Source organism: Nonomuraea fastidiosa (genome assembly GCF_042751225.1).
GTDB lineage: Bacteria > Actinomycetota > Actinomycetes > Streptosporangiales > Streptosporangiaceae > Nonomuraea > Nonomuraea fastidiosa.
In genome coordinates this window covers 7,405,604-7,421,349 of the sequence record NZ_CP170570.1, presented here as the reverse complement: position 1 = coordinate 7,421,349, position 15,746 = coordinate 7,405,604, and the positions used below count along the sequence as shown (strand labels likewise).

The following is a 15,746-nucleotide window of genomic DNA, read 5'->3' as shown; positions in this document are numbered from 1 at the left end:
ACCAAGACTTGAACCGGCCGCCGGTTACCTGCGCGCCTGCCCGGACAGAAGATGCGCCGAGCGACACCGGAGCAGAACGGGAGCAGCCTCATGATCCGACCACGCCCGGGCCGCGCCCTGCTGGCGGGCGCGACCGTGACCTGCCTGCTCACCGCGGGATGCGCCGCCGCGCCCCACCACGCCACCGCCCCCGCCGGGCCCGCGCCGGCCATCGCCACGACCACTCCCGCCGAAACCCGCACCGTCCTGCTCGAACAGCAGCTGCCCAACGTCAAAGGCAAGACCTTCACCTCGGTCCTGATCACCTTCCCCCCCGGCGGCCGCGCCGGCCCCCACAAGCACGGCAACGCCTTCGTCTACGCCTACGTCCTCGACGGCACCTTCCGCAGCCGCCTGGCCGGCGAGGGCGTGCGCACCTTCCGGCAGGGCGAGAACTGGACCGAGCCGCCCGGCACCCACCACCTGCTCACCGAGAACACCAGCCGGACCCAGCCGGGCAGGCTCCTGGTCATCTTCATCGCCGACGCCGGCTGAGAACTCAAAATCGACGACCCGCCCGGCTGACCCGCCCCAGGCGCGCCACGACGAGCAGCCCCGCGCGGCCGCCTGCTCCGCGCTCGCCCCGGTCTCTCACCAGCCTCACGGACGCCAGCCGCGCCCCGAAACGGCGGTGCGCCCGGCGGGCGACCACCCGCCGGGCGCGCTCAGGTCCTCAGGCCGGGGAACCGGCCAGGTCCTTCACCTTCGGCTCACCCGCACCCCGCGCGCCCTTGTCGCGGTCCCGGGTCACCACCACATACAGCGTCGGCACCAGCACCAGCGTCAGCAGCGTCGACGACACCAGGCCACCGATCACCACGATCGCCAAAGGCTGCGAGATGAACCCGCCCGACCCCGTCACGCCCAGCGCCATCGGCGTCAACGCGCAGATCGTCGCCACCGCGGTCATCAGAATCGGACGCAACCGCCGCCGGCCGCCCTCGATCACCGCCTCCACGACGCCCATGCCCTGCTCCCGATACTGGTTGATCAGGTCGATCAGCACGATCGCGTTCGTCACCACGATGCCGACCAGCATCAGCATCCCGATCAACGCCGGCACGCCCAGCGCCGTGTCCGTCGCCACCAGCAACCCGATCGCACCCGTCGCCGCGAACGGAATCGACACCAGCAAGATCACCGGCTGCACGAAACTCCGGAACGTCGCCACCATGATCATGAACACGATCGCGATCGCCGCCAGAATCGCCAGCCCCAGATCCTCGAACGCATCCGCCTGATCCGCCGACACACCGCCGATCTCGTACGACGCCCCGGCACCCAGATCCAGCCCGTCCAGCTTCTCGGTCAGCTCCTGCGTCACCGCACCCAGGTTCCCGGCATCGACGGCACGCGCCGACACCGTCGCAGAACGCTCACCATCGATCCGCGTCACCTGCGTCGGCCCGTCCACCTGACGCACCGACGCCACCGACGACAGCTTCACCAGCCCCGCCGCCGTCGGCAACCGCAGATCCTTGATCGCCTTGATGTCGTCCGGCGCCTCCGCACCCCGCAACACCAGATCGCTCGACCGGCCGTCCAGCGTGATCTGCCCCAGCGGCGCACCACGGAACGCCTGCGCCACCGCCTGCCCCACCGCGGCCTCCGACAGGCCGCGCTCGGCCGCCTTCTCCCGGTTCACCACGACCTCGACCCGCGGCGCGCTCGACTCCAGGTTCGACGACACATCACGCAGACCCGGCACCTCACCCAGCGCCGACGTCACCTTCTCGGCCGCCGCGCTCAGCGTCCCGGCATCCGACGCCCGCACGATCACCTCGATCGTGTCCACCGCGAACCCGCCGCCACCGGCCGCGCCGCCGACCGTCACCTCGCCCACACCCGACAGGCCGTCGATCTTCTCGCGCAGCTCGGCCTCCACCGCCGCGGCATCGGCGTCCTCGGCCAGCGTCACCGAGAACGACGCCCGGTCCGCGCCGCCGCCCAGACCGCCGGCCATCGCGCTGCCGCCGCCGACGTTCACCTGGTACGTCTCCACACCCGCCTGACCGGCGAGCACCTCCTCGACCTTCCGCGCCGCCTTGTCCGTCGTCGCCAGATCCGTGCCCACCGGCATCCGCTGCGACAACGACAACGTGTTCTGCCCCGAAGCGTCCAGGAAGTTCGTCCGCAACGACCCCGCGATGCCCATCGTCGCGACGAACACCGCCACCCCGATGAGGATCGTCACCAGCTTGAACCGCGTCGCGAACCGCAGCACCGGCAGATACGCCCGCTGCAACGGCGAGCGCAGCTCCTTCGCCTCGGCCTCCGCACGCTGCCGGCGCGCCTCCTCCGGCGACAGATCCGGCGCCGTCAAAAACCAGTACGCCAGCACCGGCACCACGGTCAGCGACACCACCAGCGACGCCAGCAACGCCACCGTCACCGTGATCGCGAACGGGCTGAACAGCTCGCCCACCATGCCGCCCACCAGCGCGATCGGTGCGAACACCGCCACCGTCGTCAGCGTCGAGGCCGTCACCGCCCCCGCCACCTCGCGCACCGCGGTCAAGATGGCCTGCATCTTGGCCTCGCCGTAGCCCAGATGCCGCTTGATGTTCTCCAGCACCACGATCGAGTCGTCCACCACACGGCCCACCGCGATCGTCAGCGCGCCCAGCGTCAGCAGGTTCAGCGAATGATCACCCGCCCACAGCACCAGCAACGCGATCACCACCGACAGCGGGATCGACACCGCCGTCACCAGCGTCGAGCGCACCGACAGCAGGAACACCAAGATCACCAAAACGGCGAACACCAGGCCCAGCAGGCCCTCGGTCGTCAAGCTCTCGATCGACTGCTCCACGTACGGCGCCTGGTCGAACACCACCGACACCGCCGTGTCCGACGAATCACCCAGCGCCCGCGTCAGCTCCGGCAGCTTCTCCCGGATGTCACGCGAGATCGCCACCGCGTTCCCGTCGGGCACCATCGTCACCGACAGCCCCAGGCTCGCCTTGCCGTCCGTCCTGGTGATCGTCGTCGCCTCGGCCAGCCCCCGCTTGATCACCGCCACATCGCCCAGCTTCACCGGCTTGAGCGGCTTCGGCCGCGCCGCCTGCTGCTGCGCCTGTGCGGCCTGAGCAGGCTGCGCCTGACCCGGCCGGCCCTGAGCCTGCGGCTGCTGAGGCTGCGCCTGGGGCTGCGGCTGGGACGGCGTCAGATACAGGCTCTTCAGCTTGGCCACCGAGTCGACCCGCGAGCCCACCTGCACCGTCAGCGCCTTACCGTCCGACGTCAGCGTGCCCGCCGGAATCGGCGTCCCGTTCGCCTTCAGCACCTCGGGGATCTGCGCCGCCGACACCCCCGCCAGCGCCATCTTCCCCGCATCCGGCTCGATCGTCACGACCTCGTCACGGGTGCCGGTCACCGACACCTCGCGCACGCCCTCCACGCTGGACAGCTCGGGCACCGCGATCCGCCGCAGCTTGTCGGCCATCGCCCGCTCGTCACCGCCGTCGCCGACCGCCAGCACCATCACCGGAATGTCATCGGTGCTCCCCGCCACCACCTGCGGCTCCACACCATCCGGCAACGACACCCGGTTGATCGCCTGCTGCATCTTGTTCAGCGCCGCGTCGATGTCCGTGCCGTACTCGAAGGCCACCTGGATCTGCGCCAGGCCCTCCTTCGACGTCGACGTCATCTGCTCCATCCCGGCCAGGCCCTGGAAGGAGTCCTCGATCGGCGCCGTCACCTGATCCTCGACGATCTCCGGCGACGCCCCGGGATAGGACGCCACCACGAACGCCCCGGGAAACGACAACGACGGCAACAACTGCTGCTTCAGCTGCGGGATCGTGAACACGCCGAAGGCGCTGAGCACGACCGCCACCAAGATCACAAGACTGCGGTTGACCAAGCTCAACCGGGCGAATGCGGTCACAGAGCTCCCCCTCTAAGAGTTCGCCCAAGACTAACACTTCGCCTAGAACGAATATTTAGCCACAACAAGCTTTCCTGATAACCTTCTCAGGAAGCGAGAGGTGAGCGTGAACAACGAACGCGAAGAGCTGATCCACCGGATCAACCAAACCCAACGAGCCCTGGCACGACTGTTCGCCCAGCAACACCAAAGCCCCCTCTTCACCTCCAACCTCACCCTCCGCCAGCTCAAAGTCATCATGCTCCTGTCCATCAACGGCTCCGCATCCGGACAGGACCTCGCCCACGACCTCGGCGTCGGACTCGGCACCGTCACCGGCATCGTCGACCGCCTCGTCGCCCACGGCCTCGTCAGCCGCCACGAAGACCCCCACGACCGCCGCGTACGCCGCGTCGAACTCACCCCCGCCGGCACCCGCCTCATCGAAGAGATCAACAACGCCGGCGTCGAACAGTACCGGCGCATCATGGACCACCTCGACACCGAGACCCTGCGCGCCCTCGACCAGGTCACCCGCACCATCCACACCGTCGCCGGCAACCTCGCCCGCAACGAGCACGACACCCCCGCCCACCGCTGACGACCGCCCGGCACCTGTGGCGCCCATCACACGGAACCCCGCCCCACGCGCGGACACAGACAGAGCGTGAGCACCGATCGCGAATTATGGTCACGCGCGGCCGACGGCGACAGCGAAGCCTTCGGGGCCCTGTTCGACGCCTACGCGCGCCACATCTATAACCACTGCTTCCGCCGCACCGCCGACTGGTCGGCCGCCGAAGACCTCACCTCCGTCGTCTTCCTCGAAGCATGGCGCCGCCGCGACCAGGTACGCATCCACCACGACAGCGTCCTGCCCTGGCTCCTCGGCGTCGCCAACAACGTCCTGCGCAACCGCCACCGCGCCCTGCGCCGGCACAAGAACGCACTCCAGCAGCTCCCCGCCCCGGCCTGCGAACCCGACCCCGCCGACGACATCGCCGGCCGCATCGACGACGAACACCGCATGCGCGACATCCTCGCGCTCATCGACCAGCTGCCCCGAGCAGACCGCGAAGTCCTCGAACTGTGCGTCTGGTCCCAGCTCACCTACCAGGAAGCGGCCATCGCCCTCGACATCCCCGTCGGCACCGTACGCTCCCGGCTCGCCCGCGCCCGCACCCGCCTGAAGAACCTCTCCGCCACAACCCCCGCACCACGCCGATGGAGCGACCGCCTCACCGCGCTCAGCAGGAAGGGAGAACAGCTGTGACCGACCACCGCCTCCCACAGGAACGCGACCTTCCCGCCCACCGGCACGCCCTCAGGAAAACCCACCTCATGACCCTCATCGACCAGCAGACCGCCACCCCACCCGCACGCCGCCCCCGCTGGCCGGTCCTCGCCGCCCTCGCGACCGCCGCGGCCGCCGCCCTCGTCATCGGCCTGCCCATCGCCCTCGACCACGGCGGCACCCCCGCCAACGCCGTCATCCGCGAACCCGACGGATCCATCAAGATCTACATCACCGACTACAAGCACCCCGAGCTCATCGAACGGCGCCTGCGCGGCTTCGGCGTCCAGGCCGACGTCACCTTCCTCCCCGCCGGCAAGGACTGCAAAGAGCCCAGGGCCACGTACCTGCCGGACAACCCCGCCCTCCTCACCGCCGAGCCGCCCGCCGAAGGCGAGGAGACCTACAGCAGGCTCCACCCGGAACAGATCAAGCCGGGCCAGACCTTCGTCTACACCCTCTGGTACATCGAGGACGGGGACGACCGCATGGCCATCGCCCGCCCCCGCGTCGCCACCGGCCCCGTCGCACCCTGCGAAGTCATCCCCGGCGGGCCCGAGCTGCGCCGCGACCCCCACGGCGGCATCGGCGGCTGACCGGGGGCCTCGCCTGTGGGTGCTGTTCTTCTCTTTGAGGAGCGGAGGCTTGTCACCAACCCGACGCCTTTACAATGTAGATTCACAGCACCCACGGATACGGGGCCGCCCCTTGGTCAGGCCAGGCGGGACAGGACGGACGGCAGCTTGTCCTCGTACACGACCGTCAGCCGCCGCGTCGCCCGCGTCACCGCCACATACAGGTCCTGACCGCCCATCGGCGACTGCTCCAGGATCCCCGCGGGATCGACCACGACGACCGCGTCGAACTCCAGTCCCTTGGCCTGACCCACCGTCAGCACCGCCACCGGCGCCTCGAGCCCGCTGCCGGGGAACAGCGCCGACACCCGCGCATGCCGCGCATCCGGCGTCAGCACGCCCAGCCGGCCCTCCCCGATGGCGGCCAGCTCCTCGTCCACCACGCCGGGCAGCGCCTCCACCGGCAGCCTCAGGGCGCGCGGCTCGGACTCGCCCTCGCGTACGGACTCCGGCGGCTCCTCATCGGGCGCGAACGAGCGCAGCACGTCGGCCGCCACCCGCATGATCTCCACCGGCGTACGGTAGTTGACCTCCAGCCGCTCCACCCGCCAGCGGCCCTCCAGGTAGGGGTCGAGCACCTCGCCCCAGGAGCGCGCGCCCGCCGCCGAGCCCGTCTGCGCCAGATCGCCCACCACGGTCAGCGACTTGGCCGGCACCCGCCGCATCACCATCCGCCACGCCATCGGCGACAGCTCCTGCGCCTCGTCCACGATCACGTGACCGTACGCCCAGGTGCGGTCCGCCGCCGCCCGGTCGGCCGTCGTCATCCCGATGCCGTCATCGGCGTGCCGCTCGGCCAGCACGTCGGCCCGCTCCAGAATGCCCTGCTCGGCCACGCCCGTGACCTGCAGCACCTCGGCCGCGTACCGCTCCTCCCCGGCCTGCTCCTCGCGCTCGCGCCGCGCCGCGACCCGCTGCGCCGAGTCGTCCTCGCCCAGCAGCTCGGCCGCCTCGTCCAGCAGCGGCACATCGCCCACCGTCCACGGCGACTCCAGCGGGCGCACCAGCGCACGCCACGACAGCCCGGCGGGGGCCGCCGCCTCCAGCTCCTCCGGCGAGGACAGCAGCTCGGCCACGAAACGCTGCGGCGTCAGCTCCGGCCACAGCTCCTCCACCGCCGCGCGCACCTCCGGCTCGCCCCACAGCCGCCGCGAGGCCAGCTCGATGTCGAGCTCGTCGAGGTCGCCTTCCAGATCCAGCGGCTCGCTCAGCTCCGGCTCATCGGGGATGTCCAGCTCCTCGATGTGCAGCGACTCCTCAAGCGCCCGCGCCTCGGCCCTGGCCAGCTCCTTCAGCAGCTCGGTGACGTACAGCTTGCGCGCCATGTTGTGCGGCAGCCGCACCGCGCGGGCCCGGTCGCGCAGCCGCAGGCAGGTCCCGTGCGGCACGCGCAGCCGCAGCCCGTCCAGCTCGATCACCAGATCGCCGTCCGGCACCCGCTGGCGCCGCCGCAGCGCCTCGGCCAGCAGCGCGGCCATGCGCAGGTCGCCCTTGACCAGCGCCTGCGCGGGCTTGTCGGCCACGGCCGCCGTCACCCCGGGGAACATCCCGCCCACCGTGGTCATCACGACCTGTGTCTCACCCAGCGCGGGCAGCACCTGGCTGATGTAGCGCAGGAACATCGGGTTGGGGCCCACCACCAGCACGCCGCGCCGTTCCAGCGTGTCGCGGTGGGTGTAGAGCAGGTACGCCGCCCGGTGCAGCGCCGCGACCGTCTTGCCGGTGCCGGGGCCGCCCTGGACGACCAGCGCCCCCTGCAGGGCGGACCTGATCACCCGGTCCTGCTCGGCCTGGATGGTGGCCACCACGTCGCTCATCCGCCCGGTGCGGCCCCGGCGCAGCGCGGCCAGCAGCGCCGCCTCGCCCACCAGCGTGCGGCGGTCGCCCTCGCTCATGCCCTCCAGGTCGAACACCTCGTCGTCGATGCCGACCACCACGCGGTCCTTCAGGTGCAGGTGCCGGCGGCGCACCAGGCCGCCGGGGTCGGCGGCGGTGGCGACGTAGAACGGCCGCGCGGCCGGCGCCCGCCAGTCGATGAGCACCGACTCGTGCTGCTCGTCGCGCAGCCCGATCCTGCCGATGTAGGTGGTGTTGCCGTCGGCGTCGTCGATGCGGCCGAAGCACAGGCCGCGTTCGACCGCGTCGAGCTGCGCCAGCCGCCGCGCCTGCTCGGCGGCCAGCACCTCGCGCTCCACCCGCGCCTGGCGGGTGCCCGCAGCGCCGCCCCTGGCGTACACCTCGCGCAGCGCCTCCCGCGCACGCTCCCTGGCGGCGTCGAGCCTGCCGTAAAGCCACGACACGGTGCGCTGCTCGGTGTCAAGGGCTTCGGCGAGACCATCTTGACGATTAGCCATTCCGTGATATACTCCTTCTGGAGGTCTGTGGAGCTCGACGTAATGTGATGGACGCACGAGCTTAGTCCCGCGCACGCCCGCACGCAATCACCCTCCCCGCCTTTCCTGCCGCACCGCAGGTGCTAGCTTGACCGTCCATGGCGGACTATCTGCGAGAGCTGTTCTCCCTCCACGGCCGGCGCGCCCTGGTCACCGGCGGAAGTTCCGGCATCGGGTACGCGACGGCCGAGGCCATCGGGCGCGCCGGAGCCGAAGTCGTCATCGTCGCCCGTACGCAAAGCGCACTCGACCAGGCCGTCACCCGCATGCGCGAGCACGGCGTCACCGCCTCCGCCATCGCCGCCGACCTCGGCGTGCGCGCCGACGTCGAACGCGTCGTCGCCACCGCGGGCGACGACATCGACATCCTCGTCAACGACGCCGGCAACAACATCCGCAAGCCGATGGCCGAGCTCACCCAGGACGACTACGACCGCACGCTGGCCGTCAACTTCACCGCCCCCTACCTGCTCGGCCAGCACTACGGCCCGAAGATGGCCGCCCGCGGCTGGGGCCGCATCATCAACGTCGGCTCCCAGCAGTCCATCAGCGCCTTCGGCGACAGCGGCATCTACGGCGCCTTCAAGGCCGCCCTCGCCGGGCTCACCCGCTCCCAGGCCGAGGCGTGGTCCGCCCACGGCGTGCGCGTCAACACGATCATCCCCGGCTTCGTGCTCACCCCGCTCACCGCCGAGGCCCAGGCCATCCCCGGCCGCGTCGAAGCCCTCGCCGCCCGCCACATGGTCGGACGCAACGGCCTGCCGCAGGACTTCGCCGGCGCGGCGGTCTTCCTCGCGAGCGAGGCGTGCTCGTTCATCACCGGACAGATGCTCTTCGTGGACGGCGGCTTCTCCGTCCACTGATCCCGGCCACCGGGGCGAGAAGACCCCGCGCCTTTACGTTGTAGATCAAAACTGGATCAGGGAGCGACGGCGCGGGCGACGGTCTCGCGCAGCAGCGCGCGGCGGCGCTCGTGCACATCCTCCGGCTCGCCGGCCGAGGCCGCGTGGTAGCTGCTGACCGGCGACCAGGCGAAGGCCAGGGAGATGACCAGGGCCATCAGCGCCGCCGGATCCCCCTGCCGCACCCGGCCGGCCGCCTGCGCGGCCTTGATCGCCTCGAGCTTCGGGCCGTCATCGGGGGCATCGTCCATCAGGCGGCCCGTCGGGTGGCGCTCCAGGCGCAGCCAGGCCGTCAGGCGGGCCAGCTCGGGATGGCGCAGGTTCTCGTCGTAGATGCTGACGGCCCACCCGGGCAGATCGTCGGCGTCCAGCGGGACAGCATTGCGCAACCGGTCGGACAGATCGGCGATCACGGCGTCGAACAGCCCGTCCTTGCTGCCGAAATAGCCGTAGAGCTGGGCCTTGTTCGTCTTGGCCGCCGCGATGATGCGGTCGATCCTGGCCCCGGCGATGCCGCGCTCGGCGAACTCCGCCGCGGCCGCGTCGAGGATGCGCCTGCGCGTCGCGGCACCGCGCGCGGTGGTGGGCAGTTCAGGCATGGGCACCACCATAGCAAACAGACTAGTTGGTTTGCTTTTTCGCGGCGACGCGCTACGCTCCCGAAACAGACCGAATAGTCTGTTTGGAGGCAATCGTGCGTACCACCACCGCATGGCGCAGCACCGGCGACGGCTCGGTGACCCTGGAGCGGGTCACCATCGAGCGGCGCGATCTGCGCGACCACGACATCGCGCTACGCGTCGACTACTGCGGCGTCTGCCACAGCGACCTGCACCGAGTCAAGGGCATGCTGAAGGAGGGCGCGATCGTCCCCGGCCACGAGTTCACCGGCACGGTCACCGCCGTCGGCCCCGCCGTCACCCGCTTCGCCCCCGGCGACCGGGTCGCGGTCGGCACCATCGTCGACTCCTGCGGCAAGTGCGCGATGTGCGAGATCGGCCAGGAGAACTACTGCCTTGAGGGCCCCACCAGCACCTATGGCGCCAAGGACCGCGTGGACGGCACCAAGAACCAGGGCGGCTACAGCCGCGAGTTCGTGGTGACCGAGAGGTTCGCCTACCACCTGCCCGACGGCCTCGACCCGGCCGGCGCCGCCCCGCTGCTGTGCGCCGGGATCACCACCTGGGAGCCGCTGCGCGCCGCCGGCGTCGGCAAGGGCACCAAGGTCGCCGTCGCCGGGCTCGGCGGCCTCGGCCACCTCGGCGTGAAGCTGGCCGTCGCGCTCGGCGCCGAGGTCACCGTGCTCAGCCGCACCCCCGACAAGGCCGGCGACGCCCGCGCGCTGGGCGCCTGCGACCTGCTGGTGACCACCGACGAGGCGCAGGTCGCGGCCGCCCGCTACCGGTTCGACGTCATCCTCGACACCGTCCCGATCGAGCACGACCTGACCCCGTACATCAGCATGGTGGCCCTGGACGGCACCCTGTCCATCCTCGGCTACCCCTTCCCGACCACGGTTGCGATCATGGAGCTGATGCGTGGCCGCAGGAAGCTCACCGGGTCCGGCACCGGCGGCACCCGGCAGACCGCCGAGCTGCTGGAGTTCGCCGCCCGGCACCAGGTCACCGCCGACATCGAGGTGCTGCCGTCCAGCCGCGTCGAGGAGGCGCTCCACCGCCTGGACAACAACGACGTCCGCTACCGCTTCGTCCTCGACCTGTCCGACCTCGACCAGCCCGCCGCCTGACTACCGCCGTCGCGCGGACGGCGTGGTGCGCGGCGTGACCAGGACGCCGCACACCACGCCCGGCGCCGCGGCCGGGCCCGGGATCCGCAGCGCGCGGGTCTGGGCCCGGCCGCATCCGTCGCCGTACGCCGCCCGCGCGATCAGAGATCAGGAGAGCAGGACCTGGCCGAGGACGTGCTCGCCGATGGCCGCCATGCCGGGATGATCGGCCGAATGGGCGGCCAGCGCCGTGCCCATGACCAAGGCCCAGCCGCGGGCCCGCTCCCACGTCGTCTCGTCGGCGTCCACGTGCGCGCGGAACACCTCCCGCGCCTCCTCCTCGAACACCAGCCACGCGGCGGCCAGATCGGTGGCCGGATCGCCGCTGGTCAGGTCGCCGAAGTCCAGCACCGCCGCCAGCCCGCCACCGTCGGCGCCGGCCAGGAGGTTCGCCGGATGCGGGTCGCCGTGCAGCCACAGCGCAGGCCCCTGCCAGGACGGCAGCGCCACCGCCTTCTCCCACAGGGCCAGCAGCTCCGCCGAGCGGGGGATCGACCGCAGGCGGCCCCGCACCGCCTCGTCGCGGGCGGCCAGCGGCACACCGCGCACGGGGTTACGCGGCGCCTCCGGCGGCGCGGGCCGGTGCAGACCGTTCATGAACGCGGCCAGCGGAACCGCCAGCCCCGCCCGCTCGGCCGGCGGCACGGCGGCGACCGTACGGCCCTCGAACCAGGGCGCGATCGTCCACGGCCACGGATACCCCTCACCCGCCACCCCCGCCCGCACCGGGACCGGCAGCGCGACCTCCACATACCCCGCCAGGACCGGCAGCCAGCGCTGCTCATTGACGATCAGCTCGACCGCCACCTCGCGGCGCGGCAACCGTACGGACAGGTCGGATCCCAGGCGGTAGATCACGTTGTCCCAGCCGTTGGCGACCAGGGTGAGCGGGCCCGCCAGATCCGGGTGCTGGGCACGGACGAGACGATCGACGAGATCGGCGTCGATGTCGATCTCGGCCGCGGGGGTGTTCATGGCGACACCCTAACGTCCGCCGCCACCGGCCGGGCCGCCAGGCCGGCGCGGGACCTCAGCGGAAGTCGGCGGCGTGGTCGCACACCCACTCCGCGAACGTCCGGGCGGATCGTCCGGTGACCTTCTCGACGATGACCGACGTCTCGGGCACGGCCTCGGCGCCCGCCGCCCACGTCCGCATGACGACCTCCACAGCCGTCGCGGGCATCGTCGCGGCCAGGTCGGCCCGCCCCTGCTCGGGCGTGACCTCCTCGACCGGGATCGCCCTGCCGAGGGCGGCGCCGATGTGGCCGACCTGCTCGCGCAGGGTGAGCGCCTGCGGCCCGTACACCGTGTACGCCTGCCGCCCGTGCCCCCGCTCGGTCAGCGCCGTCACCGCGAGCGCCGCCAGGTCCCGCTCGCTCACGGGAGCGGTCATCGCCTCCGGATACGGCAGCCGCACGGCCTCCCCGCTCTTGATCGTCCGCGACCACCACCAGCGGGTGTTGGTCGCGAACATCCCCGCGCGGAGGAAGGTCCACGACAGCCCCGACTCCTCCAGGGCCGACTCCACGATGCGATGGTCGCGCGCGATCGGATTGCGGGCGGCGCCGGGCTGCACGATCGCCGCGGACGACAGCAGCACCACGTGCCGCACCCCGGCCGAGCGGGCGGCCGCCACGAACCCCTCGATGCCCGCGGGCCTGGCGTAGAGGAAGACGTGCGTGGCGCCTTCCAGTGCGGCGGGCAGCGTCTGCGGGGCGTCCAGGTCCGCGCGCACGTGGGACGCGTCCGGCGTCCTGCTCGTCAGCCGCACCGGAACGCCGGCGGCGGTCAGACCCGCGGCGACGTGGCGGCCGACGCTGCCCCGCGCCGAAGACGACCGTGGTCATGATGTGGACTCCTCCGTGAGCAGGGTGACGAGCTGGGCCCGCAGGACCTCCCGGATCTCGGGCGACAGCGGGTCGCCGCCGAGGATGTCCCGGACCAGGTGCGGCATCGTGATGGGCGCGAAGATGATCGCGTACGCGGCGAGCAGCGCGAACGCGGGGCACCGTCCGCCGCAGACCGGACTCCTCGATGAGGCGCTCCATGGCGGCGTGCAGCCGGAAGATGGGGTCGTCGCGCTCCTCGGGGCCGCCCACGCCGATCGACGACACGTACACCACGTGCCGGGCACGCCGGGCGATCGCCTCCAGCACGGCGGGCGCGCCCCTGGTGGTGAGAAACGGCCACACCAGGAAGACCGCCGTGACCCCGTCCAGCGCCTCGCCCAGCCCTTCCGGGGCATCGAGACCTCCGGTCACGGCGGGCACCGATACGTGCGCCGCCTTCCCGGGGCGTACCAGGGCGCGGGCATCGGTCCTGCCCATCGCCTGGAGCCGCGCGAGCACGTGTCGCCCCACGTTCCCCGTGGCGCCGGTCACCAGAATCATCGCCTCATCCCTTCTCAGGTCTCGGGCTCACGTCTCGGGACGAGGGTGCGGTCCGGGCGACCCGATGGCGAGCCGGAAGCGGGCGCATGACGCGGATCCGACACTCACGAGCCTGTGAACGGTGGGAATCGACACGGCGGACGAGCTCGACCGGCGGCTCATCCGCGCGCTCCAGCTCGACGCGCGCGCACCGTTCAGCCGCATCGCCGAAGTGCTGGGCGTCTCCGACCAGACAGTCGCGCGCCGCTATCGGCGGTTGCGCTCGGCCGGCCTGCTGCGGGTGGTCGCGGTGCCCCCGCCGGATTCCACGGGTACGGGCGCTGGATGCTGCGCCTGCGGTGCGCACCGGGAACCGCCGACGCCGTCGCCGCCGCGCTCGCCCGCCGCCCCGACACCGCGGCGGGCGCCGGGCTGCCGCACTGCGACGCCGACGACCTGCGCCTGCTGAACGTCCTCGCCCACGACGGCCGCATGGCACTGCCCGCTCTCGCCTCCGCCACCGGCTGGTCGCGGTCGACCGTACGGCGGCGCATGGACGAGCTCCAGGCCCGCGGCGCACTGCACTTCTACGCCGAGTTCGACCTCGCCTACCTCGGCTACCGGCCCCACGCCTTTACGTTGTAGATTACTTACGGCGGAACTCCCGCTCCCCCTTGTCCGCGCGCCAGGCCCTGATGACCAGCTCGTCGCCCTCGACGCGGGTCCACACCACCTCGCTCAGCTCGACCCTGAACAGGTGGGAGTCGTCGCCGGGCTGCCCGGCCGCCGCACGCTCCCGCGGGTCGGTGATCTCGATCGCCCGGCCGGCCAGCTTCAGGTCGCCCTCCCACGTGGCCGGGTCGTCGTTGAACGCGGACGTCACGTGGATCGCCATGCGCGGATCGCGCCGCAGGTCCAGCGCCTTGACCGCGCCGGCCATCGAGCCCAGCCACAGCTCGCCGTTCCTGCGGTCGACCTCGGTGCCGCTGACCCGCGGCGAGCCGTCCTTGCGCAGGGTGGCGAGGACCTTGTGCTTGTACGCGTCCATCAGCCGCCGAGCGGCCTCGGCCAGCTCGGGCGCCTGACGCTGGAACTCCTGCCATGAAGTCATGGCCACCATCATGGACTCCTCCACCGACATCATCGCCGGCTTGCGCTTGGGGTACGTTAGTAAACGAATATACGTTTACTAATTGACCGGGAGAGGCACCATGGTGGATCGGGCGTTCAAGGCGGCCGCGTTCGTCGGCGTCAGCCTCGACGGGTTCATCGCCCGCGAGGACGGCGACCTGCACTGGCTCACCAGCAGGGGCGAGGCCGCCGGCGACTACGGCTATGACGCGTTCATCGAGGGCATCGACACCGTCGTCATGGGGCGCGGCACGTACGAGCCGGGCCGAACCTATGATCCGTGGCCGTACGAGGGCCGGCACGTCGCCGTGCTCAGCACCACTCTCCCCCTTGACGCGGACCCGCGCATCAGCGTGCACCGCGACCTCGGCGACCTGCTGCGCGCGCTGGACGAGCGCGGCGCCAAGAGCGTCTACGTGGACGGCGGCCAGGTCATCCGCACGTTCCTGCGGGCCGGGCTGATCGACGCGCTCACCATCACCACGGTGCCGGTGCTGATCGGGAGCGGGGTGCCGCTGTTCGGGCCGCTCGAGCGGGACGTGCCGCTGCGGCACGTGGCGACCAGGGTGCTCGGGGCGGGAGTGGTGCAGTCCACGTACGCCATCGAGCCGGTCACCTGACGCTTCCCTCGCGAGGGTTACGCTGGGGCCGCCGTTGCGGAGCGAGGAGGGACCATGCCGCGTACCTGGTTGACCGAGCGGTTCGGGCTGACGGTGCCGCTGGTGGGCGCGCCCATGGCGGGCGTGAGCGACGGGCGGCTGGCGGCGGCGGTGTCGGCCGCGGGGGCGCTCGGCATGTTCGGGGTGCCGCCGTCGGCGACCGCGTCGTGGATCGAGGAGCAGGCGCAGGTCGCCGCCGCGACCGGCAGGCCGTACGGCATCGGGCTGCTGGCCTGGGCGCTCGGCGATCATCCCGAGCATCTCGACGCGGTGCTGCGGGTGCGGCCCGCCCTGGTGTCGGTCAGTTTCGGCGACTACGCCCCGTACGTCGAGCCGCTGCGCGCGGCCGGGATCACCGTGGCCGTCCAGGCGGGCACCACCGAGGAGGCCGTGCAGGCCGAGAAGTCCGGCGCGGACGTGGTGGTGGCCAGGGGCGGCGAAGGCGGCGGGCACGGCCGCGACGAGGTCGCCACGCTGCCGCTGCTGCAGGGCGTGCTGGACGCCGTGCGCGCGCCGGTGCTCGCGGCCGGGGGCGTCGCCACCGCGCGCGGGCTGGCCGCCGTGCTCGCCGCGGGCGCGGAGGGCGGCTGGGCGGGCACCGCGTTCCTCGGCTGCACCGAGACGACGCTCTCCCCGAGGGACGCGAGCGGCTGCTCGCCACCGGGGA

The 15,746-nt window shown here is 71.8% G+C and carries 14 protein-coding genes and 3 pseudogenes; 10 read left to right on the top strand and 7 right to left on the bottom strand.

Annotation, left to right across the window (positions count from 1 at the left end; translation table 11 throughout):
- The first annotated feature begins 90 nt into the window (after positions 1 to 90).
- Positions 91 to 534 carry a cupin domain-containing protein gene (locus ACFMQL_RS34015; RefSeq protein WP_378788859.1) on the top strand — a complete coding sequence of 148 codons (444 nt, stop codon included), beginning with the start codon at positions 91 to 93 and terminating at the stop codon, positions 532 to 534.
- A gap of 178 nt (positions 535 to 712) precedes the next feature.
- On the opposite strand, the gene ACFMQL_RS34010 is transcribed toward ACFMQL_RS34015, so the two are convergent.
- Positions 713 to 3,880, bottom strand: a complete 3,168-nt coding sequence (locus ACFMQL_RS34010) for an efflux RND transporter permease subunit (RefSeq protein WP_378790237.1) — start codon at positions 3,878 to 3,880, stop codon at positions 713 to 715.
- A 157-nt stretch (positions 3,881 to 4,037) separates the two neighbouring features.
- On the opposite strand from ACFMQL_RS34010, the gene ACFMQL_RS34005 reads away from it, so the two are divergent.
- From ACFMQL_RS34005 to ACFMQL_RS33995, 3 genes are all read left to right on the top strand, one after another.
- Positions 4,038 to 4,511: a MarR family winged helix-turn-helix transcriptional regulator gene (locus tag ACFMQL_RS34005; protein ID WP_378788857.1), complete on the top strand. Its 474-nt coding sequence runs from the start codon at positions 4,038 to 4,040 to the stop codon at positions 4,509 to 4,511.
- A gap of 66 nt (positions 4,512 to 4,577) precedes the next feature.
- Positions 4,578 to 5,183 carry an RNA polymerase sigma factor gene (locus ACFMQL_RS34000; RefSeq protein WP_364051437.1) on the top strand — a complete coding sequence of 202 codons (606 nt, stop codon included), beginning with the start codon at positions 4,578 to 4,580 and terminating at the stop codon, positions 5,181 to 5,183.
- On the top strand, positions 5,180 to 5,800 hold the full coding sequence (locus ACFMQL_RS33995) for a hypothetical protein (protein WP_378788854.1): 621 nt from the start codon (positions 5,180 to 5,182) through the stop codon (positions 5,798 to 5,800). Before ACFMQL_RS34000 ends, ACFMQL_RS33995 begins: the two co-directional genes overlap by 4 nt.
- Before the next feature lie 116 nt (positions 5,801 to 5,916).
- Here the strand turns inward: ACFMQL_RS33995 and ACFMQL_RS33990 are convergent, their stop codons facing one another.
- Entirely contained in the window at positions 5,917 to 8,193 is a 2,277-nt protein-coding gene (locus ACFMQL_RS33990) for a HelD family protein (protein WP_378788852.1), read from the bottom strand.
- Between the two features lie 137 nt (positions 8,194 to 8,330).
- Between ACFMQL_RS33990 and ACFMQL_RS33985 the strand changes: the two genes are divergently transcribed.
- On the top strand, positions 8,331 to 9,095 hold the full coding sequence (locus ACFMQL_RS33985) for an SDR family oxidoreductase (RefSeq protein ID WP_364051446.1): 765 nt from the start codon (positions 8,331 to 8,333) through the stop codon (positions 9,093 to 9,095).
- A gap of 56 nt (positions 9,096 to 9,151) precedes the next feature.
- On the opposite strand, the gene ACFMQL_RS33980 is transcribed toward ACFMQL_RS33985, so the two are convergent.
- Positions 9,152 to 9,733: a TetR family transcriptional regulator gene (locus ACFMQL_RS33980; RefSeq protein WP_364051449.1), complete on the bottom strand. Its 582-nt coding sequence runs from the start codon at positions 9,731 to 9,733 to the stop codon at positions 9,152 to 9,154.
- 95 nt (positions 9,734 to 9,828) lie between these two features.
- On the opposite strand from ACFMQL_RS33980, the gene ACFMQL_RS33975 reads away from it, so the two are divergent.
- Positions 9,829 to 10,881 carry an NAD(P)-dependent alcohol dehydrogenase gene (locus ACFMQL_RS33975; RefSeq protein WP_378788850.1) on the top strand — a complete coding sequence of 351 codons (1,053 nt, stop codon included), beginning with the start codon at positions 9,829 to 9,831 and terminating at the stop codon, positions 10,879 to 10,881.
- A 147-nt stretch (positions 10,882 to 11,028) separates the two neighbouring features.
- Here ACFMQL_RS33975 and ACFMQL_RS33970 read toward each other — a convergent pair whose 3' ends face one another.
- The 3 genes and pseudogenes from ACFMQL_RS33970 to ACFMQL_RS33960 form a co-directional block, all read right to left on the bottom strand.
- Positions 11,029 to 11,895: an aminoglycoside phosphotransferase family protein gene (locus tag ACFMQL_RS33970; protein ID WP_378788848.1), complete on the bottom strand. Its 867-nt coding sequence runs from the start codon at positions 11,893 to 11,895 to the stop codon at positions 11,029 to 11,031.
- Positions 11,896 to 11,950: 55 nt separating this feature from the next.
- Positions 11,951 to 12,736: pseudogene (locus tag ACFMQL_RS33965) on the bottom strand (NAD(P)H-binding protein); the annotation flags it as partial.
- A gap of 202 nt (positions 12,737 to 12,938) precedes the next feature.
- A pseudogene (locus ACFMQL_RS33960) lies at positions 12,939 to 13,310 on the bottom strand (SDR family oxidoreductase); the annotation flags it as partial.
- Between the two features lie 121 nt (positions 13,311 to 13,431).
- On the opposite strand from ACFMQL_RS33960, the gene ACFMQL_RS33955 reads away from it, so the two are divergent.
- Together ACFMQL_RS33955 and ACFMQL_RS33950 are read left to right on the top strand one after the other, a co-directional pair.
- Positions 13,432 to 13,758: an Lrp/AsnC family transcriptional regulator gene (locus tag ACFMQL_RS33955; RefSeq protein ID WP_378788846.1), complete on the top strand. Its 327-nt coding sequence runs from the start codon at positions 13,432 to 13,434 to the stop codon at positions 13,756 to 13,758.
- Positions 13,644 to 13,934 carry an Lrp/AsnC family transcriptional regulator gene (locus tag ACFMQL_RS33950; protein ID WP_378790236.1) on the top strand — a complete coding sequence of 97 codons (291 nt, stop codon included), beginning with the start codon at positions 13,644 to 13,646 and terminating at the stop codon, positions 13,932 to 13,934. Before ACFMQL_RS33955 ends, ACFMQL_RS33950 begins: the two co-directional genes overlap by 115 nt.
- Position 13,935: 1 nt before the next feature.
- Here the strand turns inward: ACFMQL_RS33950 and ACFMQL_RS33945 are convergent, their stop codons facing one another.
- The gene (locus ACFMQL_RS33945; protein ID WP_378788845.1) at positions 13,936 to 14,400 is read right to left on the bottom strand and encodes a pyridoxamine 5'-phosphate oxidase family protein; all 465 of its coding nucleotides are present in this window, start codon (positions 14,398 to 14,400) and stop codon (positions 13,936 to 13,938) included.
- A 100-nt stretch (positions 14,401 to 14,500) separates the two neighbouring features.
- Between ACFMQL_RS33945 and ACFMQL_RS33940 the strand changes: the two genes are divergently transcribed.
- Together ACFMQL_RS33940 and ACFMQL_RS33935 are read left to right on the top strand one after the other, a co-directional pair.
- Complete coding sequence (locus ACFMQL_RS33940) at positions 14,501 to 15,040, top strand: dihydrofolate reductase family protein (protein WP_364051467.1); 540 nt, start codon at positions 14,501 to 14,503, stop codon at positions 15,038 to 15,040.
- Between the two features lie 54 nt (positions 15,041 to 15,094).
- Positions 15,095 to 15,649, top strand: a pseudogene (locus ACFMQL_RS33935) (nitronate monooxygenase); the annotation flags it as partial.
- Positions 15,650 to 15,746 lie beyond the last annotated feature (97 nt).

What these genes read in the sequence shown, in the direction of transcription:
- ACFMQL_RS33990 (WP_378788852.1), bottom strand. Translation starts at nt 8,193, where the DNA reads ATGGCTAATCGTCAAGATGGTCTCGCCGAAGCCCTTGACACCGAGCAG.
- ACFMQL_RS33970 (WP_378788848.1), bottom strand. Translation starts at nt 11,895, where the DNA reads ATGAACACCCCCGCGGCCGAGATCGACATCGACGCCGATCTCGTCGAT.
- ACFMQL_RS33980 (WP_364051449.1), bottom strand. Translation starts at nt 9,733, where the DNA reads ATGCCTGAACTGCCCACCACCGCGCGCGGTGCCGCGACGCGCAGGCGC.
- ACFMQL_RS33945 (WP_378788845.1), bottom strand. Translation starts at nt 14,400, where the DNA reads ATGACTTCATGGCAGGAGTTCCAGCGTCAGGCGCCCGAGCTGGCCGAG.
- ACFMQL_RS33985 (WP_364051446.1), top strand. Translation starts at nt 8,331, where the DNA reads ATGGCGGACTATCTGCGAGAGCTGTTCTCCCTCCACGGCCGGCGCGCC.
- ACFMQL_RS33940 (WP_364051467.1), top strand. Translation starts at nt 14,501, where the DNA reads ATGGTGGATCGGGCGTTCAAGGCGGCCGCGTTCGTCGGCGTCAGCCTC.
- ACFMQL_RS34015 (WP_378788859.1), top strand. Translation starts at nt 91, where the DNA reads ATGATCCGACCACGCCCGGGCCGCGCCCTGCTGGCGGGCGCGACCGTG.